Source organism: Frankia sp. CpI1-P (genome assembly GCF_001421075.1).
GTDB classification, from domain to species: domain Bacteria; phylum Actinomycetota; class Actinomycetes; order Frankiales; family Frankiaceae; genus Frankia; species Frankia torreyi.
The window spans coordinates 1-7,604 of sequence record NZ_LJJX01000109.1 but is presented as its reverse complement, the minus strand read 5'-3'; the positions used below and the strand labels follow the sequence as shown (position 1 = coordinate 7,604).

At 67.8% G+C, this 7,604-nt stretch carries 3 protein-coding genes and 3 pseudogenes; 1 reads left to right on the top strand and 5 read right to left on the bottom strand.

Features of this window, described 5'->3' with window-relative positions; translation table 11 throughout:
• A partial coding sequence (locus FF86_RS32945; RefSeq protein WP_242419923.1) for a transposase occupies nt 1-286 on the top strand: 286 nt, incomplete at its 5' end.
• Nucleotides 287-771: 485 nt separating this feature from the next.
• Here FF86_RS32945 and FF86_RS69540 read toward each other — a convergent pair.
• From FF86_RS69540 to FF86_RS61365, 5 genes and pseudogenes are all read right to left on the bottom strand, one after another.
• On the bottom strand, nt 772-1,059 hold the full coding sequence (locus tag FF86_RS69540) for an integrase (RefSeq protein WP_242419922.1): 288 nt from the start codon (nt 1,057-1,059) through the stop codon (nt 772-774).
• 1,412 nt (nt 1,060-2,471) lie between these two features.
• A pseudogene (locus FF86_RS61375) lies at nt 2,472-3,003 on the bottom strand (hypothetical protein); the annotation flags it as partial.
• A gap of 1 nt (nt 3,004) precedes the next feature.
• Nucleotides 3,005-3,857 (bottom strand): annotated as a pseudogene (locus FF86_RS63490) (sugar-binding protein); the annotation flags it as partial.
• Between the two features lie 164 nt (nt 3,858-4,021).
• Nucleotides 4,022-4,640: pseudogene (locus FF86_RS61370) on the bottom strand (RHS repeat protein); the annotation flags it as partial.
• A gap of 281 nt (nt 4,641-4,921) precedes the next feature.
• On the bottom strand, nt 4,922-5,570 hold a 649-nt coding region (locus tag FF86_RS61365), incomplete at its 3' end, for an RHS repeat domain-containing protein (protein ID WP_396230205.1).
• Between the last annotated feature and the right edge of the window lie 2,034 nt (nt 5,571-7,604).

Genomic DNA, 7,604 nt, shown 5'->3' with positions numbered 1-7,604 from the left:
CTTCCCCGAACCGCACTGGCGCAAGATCTGGTCCAACAACCCGCTGGAACGGCTCAACCGGGAGGTCAAGCGCCGCACCGACGTGGTCGGGATCTTCCCGAACCGGGAAGCGCTGCTCCGCCTCGCGACCGCTGTTCTCATGGAGACTCACGACGAGTGGCAGGTCTCCGACCGGCGTTACCTGTCCGAGGAATCCATGCGGCAGATAGCCGGGGAAAACACCACCACAACAGTCCCTGAAATTACCCCGATCGCTCTCGACGCGACCGAGTTCCAAGCCGCATAATATCGAAAGAAGCAGAGCGAAACGCGAACCGATCTACACCACTCCACGGGGCACTATCGAGAAACCGGAACCGGTGGCTGCGCTCCTCGAGATCCATCAGCAGGTTCCGTGCCCGCTGGGTGACCCACGCTGCGGTCGGCTGCTTCGTGACCCCGAGAACATGAACACGGCGGGTGGCGTGTTCGACGACGAAGAACACGTAGATCCGCTGCAGGAACACGGTGTCCACCGTGAAGAAATCGCAGGCCAGCAGGCCGGACGCCTGGGCGCACAGAAACGTCCGCCCAAAGGCGTCGGCCCGCCGCGGTGCAGGATCCGTGGGTCTGTTGCGTTACGGGATGGCAGGGCATGACTGACCCTGCCGACCAGTTGATCAGATCGCCCTGGATCCGGCGGTGGCCCCAGATCGGGTTCTCCCGTGCGAGACGCAGGACCAACTCGCGGATCTCCCTGCAAACCGGCGGCCGACCGGGCGACTTCCGTGGCTAGGTCCATTTGCGTGCGAGGAGGTCGCGGTGCCAGCGCAGCAGGGTGGCTGGGGTGACGAAGAACGAACCCCAGCGGGCTCGGGAGAGCAGTCGGGACAGGGCTGCGAGGATCACCCGATCCGCCGGTTCCAGCGTCGGACGATTCACCTGCCGTCGTAACACTGCCACCTGGTGTCGCAGGATGAGGAGCTCCACGTCTTTCGCGGTGTCGCCGCGCACCCGGAGCAACATCAGTCCGAGAGTGTTGCGTGTCAGGGCGTAGAGCAGCGACCACACCATGACCATCCAGCCTGCCCGACACAGGCCCCGTCCGGCGGGCAAACGTGCAGGTCACCGCCCAAATCGGGGTTCTGGAGCCCCACAGGGCCTCTAACGAGGCGGCAGGCTTCGCTTCATGCTACGGACCGTCCAGTCGCTCCCCCTTGCAGGGCTTTTGACACTGGGCTTCGACCCGGCCAGTTACCCGACCAAGCCGCCAGTCTGCTACCGGGCCTTCNTGGCAGCTACCCGGACCGGACTCACACCGGCAAGCGACGACGAGCTTACGAATGGTGGATCATCCGCTACACGGCGTCACCTCCAGTCTGCTGGGCGCACGAAAGCCCGAGGCTAGTGATGCCAGGTCAGCACGAGAAGGGGTTCCTCCTCCGTGGACTCCCAGAGTCCGGCTGTCAACGCCGATCCCCTCGCCGCGTGAGATGGATCGCTGGTAACGGAGGAGCGATGCGCTTTCCAGGCCGACAGCGCGTCCGTGCCATCGAACCACTCCACGCGAGTCTTGTCGGGCAGGACCCCGGGCCAGTAGACGAGCAACGGACAACCGCTGGCTGCAAAAGCTGCAGCTTGTTTCCGCTTCATGCGCGTGCCGCGCCTCACGTACCTACGGCCGTCCGGCCCCACGACTGCACCGGCTTCGATGGCTTGCCACTGGTCGCGAGCCAGATCGTAATGCATGTTCGGACACTACGCCGCGCCCAGGAGTGAACCGTTCCGGGTCCGGTGGAGACCGGGATGCTTACGCTTCGGTGACTATATCAGCTTCGTCTTGGATGTAGAACAGTGATTCTGAATCCGCCCCGGGCCTCCTGGAGGCCCGGGGCGGATTCAGTCGTCGCACTACGATCAACTTGCCATTTCCCTAAACCACTTTCACGCGCGTCGAGACCGTCGCCTATTCGGCCCACCTGCTAGATGACGAGATTCCCATTCGACAGGGCCCCACACCCTTCTTGAGGCAGAATAGGCGGTCCCATCAATCTCAAACAGTGCCTTCAAGACCCGGTATCCTTTATCGGATAGGGCATCTTTAGCACACCCAGGGCTGCAGCCGCATAAGGACAGCGGTCATCGAATTGCATACCTCTGCAGGCGAGCAAGCGATTCGACCAGGGCCATGTCAGGGAGGTCAGCGAGATCCAGATAGGCCGGCTCGTATCGCGCGAGGAATGCATGGGCCCGGCCCCTCAGGGCGTCCCCATCGCCGTCGTCCGCAAGTCGAGCCTGCCAACCTCCTCCCTCTGCGTTCACAGTCACCATCCGCGCAAGGGAATCGAAACAGCCGTTCGATTCTTCTTGCATGAGAGGCTCGTACCATTCAAGTAGTGCGTGGACCGACGAGAAACTATAGAGGAAGTCATCCACATCGAACAAGACGATGGGCGGCTGGACGCCGACAGAGTTGGCACTCATGTTCCGGACTACCACCCTTCCCAAGGACGGTGGCGACCGATGCCCGGTCTGCGGTGGTAGTGGATCGAGAAGGGCAGCCGCCTGCCAGGCAAGCGGTGCGAATGGATGGCGAACTTTCTCGATCCGTTCCAGAGGAAGTCGGTGCCACGCCCTCCTTTGCTGCTGAAGCGAACTCCCAGCCCAGAAGCGTTCTTGGAGCCGAAGCGCCAACCGATTCGGCTCGTAGCTCCGCCCCAGGTCAGACCCGATAGCCCACCAATGCCCGTAGCCAGTCCAGCACCGCGCCAACTCCACGAGCTAGTCCCGGCATGGCCGGCGCTGTACATCGCGAGGCCCGCTGCAGCGCCCACGGCCACACCACAGACCACGCTCGCACCGCAAGCGAGGCCCCCGACCACAGCGGTTACGGCTAGGGCGCCCTTCGCCCACTTGCGCCAGCCCCATTGTCCACTGAGGTCGAAGTCGTTGATGGGGTCCTGCTGGGCGTAGTCGTAGGGGTTGTCGGAGCCGCCGGGGACGGGGTCGGTCTGGAGGAAGCGGNCGAGGCTGGGATCGTAGAGGCGGACGCCCATCAACGTGAGGCCGGAGAGGGTGTCGCGGGAGCGTTCCTTGGCGCCGAGCCAGCCGTAGCGGGGGTAGGCGGTGGAGGGGAAGTAGGGGCTGCCGAACTCGGTGGATTCGGCGTAGCTGGCCGGGGAGGTGGCGGAGGTGTTGTCGTCGACGGTGGCGACGACGTCGCCGTGGAGGTTGGCCAGTTGCAGGGTGACGGTGCCGGTGTCGGTCTGGGTGGCGGCGAGGTCGCCGCCGATCCCGGTGATGTTACGGGTCCAGGCCGTGCCGACGCCGATCCACGCCGGGCTGTCCCCGGAGCTGGTCGCGTAATGGTTGACGCTGGTCGTCGAGCCGTCGGCCCAGGAGCGGATACGCCGGGCCGGGTCAAGAGCGTAGGTCCGGGTCGCGGAGCCCACGGTTTCGGAGGCGACGAGGTCGTTCACGTAGTAGCCGAGACTCGCCGAGCTGCCCGCCGGCGGATACGGATCGATGGTGGTGCGGCCGAACAGATCATAGGCGTAGCCGGTGTTCGTGAGCCTGTCGGCCTGATCATAGGAGAAGGAATATACCGTCGGCGACGTCGACGTGGAACAGGTTCCCGCGTCGCTGCCCCCGGCGTCGGGGTAGCTCGACAGACTGTTGCGGTTCGATTCGGCGTCGTAGGCGTAGACCCGGGTGGTGCACTGCGCTGGACCACCGTAACTCACCGTGTCCGCCACCGACGTCAGGCGGCCCGACAGGTCATAGCCCAACGCCTTCGACGATGCCGGGGTCGAGTCGATCCGGACCTGGCCGTAGACCGAGTTCGCCTGGGCGAACGCCAACCATGGGTTGCCGGCCATCGCATAGGTGAGCGTGGTCGGTTCGCCGTTGTCGTCGTAGCGGGTCGCCGCGACCAGACCGTTCGGATACGTCTCCGACGTCACCTTCCCATCCGCGTTGTNCCCCGCCGTGAACGTCGACGGAGCCGAACCGGCGCCGACGTTCAGGCTGGTGACCAGGCCGNGGTGCTCGCCGGTGGTGCCGTCATAGGTGTAGGTATAAGTGCCCTTGCCATCCCCCGTCGTGGCGATCCGGCCGTCAATGTCGTAGGTCGTGGACGCGGTGTTGCCGTCAGCGTCAGTCTGCGAGGTCGTCCGACCCCACGAGTCATACCCGCTGGTCAAGGTGATGCTGTTCGCGGTCGTCGTGGTCGGCAGGCCGGTCGACGAGTCGTAGCCGTAGGTCGCCGTCGGCAGCGTCGTGCCGCCGTCGGCGGCCGGACTCGCAGTGATGGCCTCCGAGGTCTTCCGGCCGGCGGTGTCGTAGGTGAAGGTGGTGGTGCGGGTGGTGGTGTTGACGGTTTCGACCTCGGTCAGGGTCTGGTTGAGGTCGTTGTAGGTGTAGGTCGACACCGGCAGCGGGTTGCCTGTCGACGGCTGCGCCGCCGGGCCGGAGGTGCAGGCCAGGCCCGTCCAGGAGGCGTTCACACACCCACCGGTGCCCGTCGCCGTGAAGTACGACGTCACCGTCGTGAACGCATCGGTGCCGGCGCTGTTCGCCTTCGGCTGGCGCGACTCCACCGTGTTGCCGGCCGCGTTGTAGTAGGTGGTCCGCACGATGTCCGGCGTTGACCCGCCGCCCATCCACGTCGTCACCGTCGTCGGCTTGCGCAGGTTCCACCCGGATGTTGCCGCGTCCGCGCCGCTCTTCGCCTCGTAGCCGTTGACGGTCTTGCGCGGGTCGGCGTCGCTGCCGTCGGGCAGGCGGACCGTGGTCGTCACCGTCGTCGGCAACCGGTACGGCGTCGGTGACGACGGGGCGCCCTGGTCGTAGTCGGTGTGCACATGCTCGCGGGCGGAGTAGCGGGAACCGCCGTTGTCCACGATCCGATGCGTCGGGCCGTAGGTGTCGGTGACCGACACCNCATCGGCCGTGTAGACGGTGCGGGTGTCGAGCAGCTGGGAACGCGCCGCCGACGTCGTCAGCGAGGTGACCAGCGGATCGGTGTCCGCGGTCGGGGCCAAGGCCTGGTTGCGGTTCTCCGCGGTCAGGGTGCGGATCGTGTTGCCGTTGGTGTCATGCTCGGTGGTGGTGATCTGCCAGGCGCCGTTGCCGTAGGAGGCGCTGTTGACCTGTCGGCCGTCGGTGTTGAGGTAGGTGAGGTCGGCGTACGGCCAGTCCGACGATGTCGGCGTCGCGGCCGGCACGTGGTCGGCGGGGAACACCCCGGCGCCGTAGAGCGGCAGGTCCTGCTGCGCCCAGCCGGCCACCGCACCCGAGGACAGGTCGATCGGCGCGCCGCTGCCCGACACGGGAATGTCGTAGGCGATCGTCTGCGTCGCCGTCGGCCCCGCCGGCGTCGGACGCGACACCGTCGAGATCCGGCCCGACCCGTCGTAGGCCAGCGTCCAGGTCGCCTGGCCGGGTGGGGTGAGCGTGGACAGGCGGCCGGCCGTGTCGTAGCTGTAGGTGGTGGTCAGGCCGGTGCGGGGGTCCTTCGCCGAACGCAGCCGGCCGTTGGCGTCGTAGGCGTAGACGGCCACGTTCACCGGGGTGTTGCCGTTGAGGGCCATCGCGATGCCGCTGACCCGGCCGGTGTAGTCACCCCAGGTCGCCGGGTCGGTGCCGGTGCCGGTCGCCGTCGTCGACGTCGCGTAGGTCAGGTTCAGCGCCCGGCAGCCGGCCACCAGCGTCGTGCACGACACCCCGGCCGGTACCGGCCCGAGGATGCGGGTGGTGCGGCCGGCGGAGTCGGTGGTGAAGGTCGAGGTGGTGTTCGAGCCGGGTTCGACGACCTGGCTGGGATGCCACACCGTGGTGCCGCCGACGGTCTGCGCGACGAAGACGGTCTTCGAGCCGTCGACGTCGGTGTGGGTGAACTGGGTGGCGGAGTCCTTGGTCAGGGTGCTGCCGTCGACGGCGTCGTCACCGACACCGGTGTAGGCGTACGGGTAGCCGCCGGTGCCACTGCGGGCGTAGACGTCCTGGACACCGGTGTCGTCAGTGAAGGTGACATACCCACCGGAGTCGGTGCTGTCGGTGAGGGTCTCGTCGGCGGCGCCGGCGTCGGGGCCGGGCATGCTCGCCGTCCACCCCGGACCGAAGATCCCGTTCGACGCACCGGCGGGCAGCACCTCGAACATCGCCCACGAGTTCGTCGCCCCGGACGGCGCCGTGGTGGCGACGGTCAGCGCCTGGCCGGGGGCGGTGGACGCCGCCGTCTTGTACAGGGCGGCGCCGGTGAGGTCGTACTGGTTGTAGGTGCCCTGCAGGGTGACCCCGGCGGCCGGGGTCGGGGCGCCGGCGGCGTTCCAGTCCGCGACCGCGGCGACCGCCATCGACCCGGCCACCGTCGAGGTCACCGACTGGTTGAACACCCCGGCGGTCGTGTTCCCCGACGGGCCGATGTTCGTCGCGCCGATCGGCGTGGTCAGGTTCGCGTTCATCACCACCAGGACCTGCAGGAACTTCGAGCAGGTGTTCGTCGACGACGTCAACGTCACCGTCCGGGCGGCCGAACTCGACGTCTTCGCCCACCAGGCGAGCGCCTCGTCCTTGGTACCGTTCGCCCCCGAACTGCCGATCCGGGTCCAGGTCAGCCCGCCCGAGTCCGACACCGACGGGCCGGTGCTCGCACCGGAACCCGTCGAACCGGTGTCGGCGAGCGCGAGCAGCAGCGCGTTCGCCGGCGCGGTGAACGACGCGGTCACCGCGTTACCCGCGGACGTGCAGCCGTTACCGAACCAGCCGGCCGCCGCCGGGGTCGACGGGTCGACCGTCAGCCCGGCGCCGGCCGGCGCGTTCGCCGACAGGGTGGTGAACGTGCGCCCGACGGTGAGGCTGCCGGTGTACGTCGGCATCGACACATCCGTGGCGGACACCGAGTAGTCGCCGGTCAGCAGGGCCACCGAGCCCGGCCCGACCGCCTGGGTGGCCTCGGCGTCGGCGAACGCGCGCCGGGTGTACTGGATCGTGTGCGCCGGCACGCAGGTCACCGTGTTGGAGGCGTCCCGGAAGCAGGCCTGCACCTGCACCGGCCCGTCGGGGGCGCCCGCGGCGGTCATCGTCGCGGCGAGGTCCCAGGTCAGCTTGTCGAACAGGCCGGAGCCGTTGCGGACCATCGGCCACGACGGATGCGTCGACGTACCCGCCACGACAACGGCGCCGGTGGGAACATCCGTCCAGCCGGTGGCGGTGTTCGTACCCAGCCGGTACTGGAACGTCACCTGGGTCTGCGCCGACGGCGCCTGCCCCTCCAACGTCGTGAACCGCTGGACGCGGGCGCCGTCCGCCGGCTGCGCCAGCGCCCCCGCACCCACCCCGAANCCGTAGGAGACGACCGGCGACAGGTTGCCCGCCTTGTCCTTCGTCCGCACGGAGAAGGTGTGCAGGCCGGCGGTCGTGGTCAGCGACGGGGTCGTCGTGGCCGTCGTCTCCGTCGCCGGGGACGGCTGGTCGAGGCCGTAGAGGAACGACTGGGTGTCCCCGCCGGGCGAGGTCCAGGTGAACGTGCCCGAGGTCGCCGACGCCCAGCCACCGGACGCCCACGCCGCCGAACTCAGTCCGGTCGGGGCGGATGGTGCGGTCGTGTCGACGATGAACGGGAT

Excerpts from the sequence above, each read along its gene's own strand:
- FF86_RS69540 (WP_242419922.1), bottom strand. The coding sequence starts at position 1,059 with ATGGTCATGGTGTGGTCGCTGCTCTACGCCCTGACACGCAACACTCTC.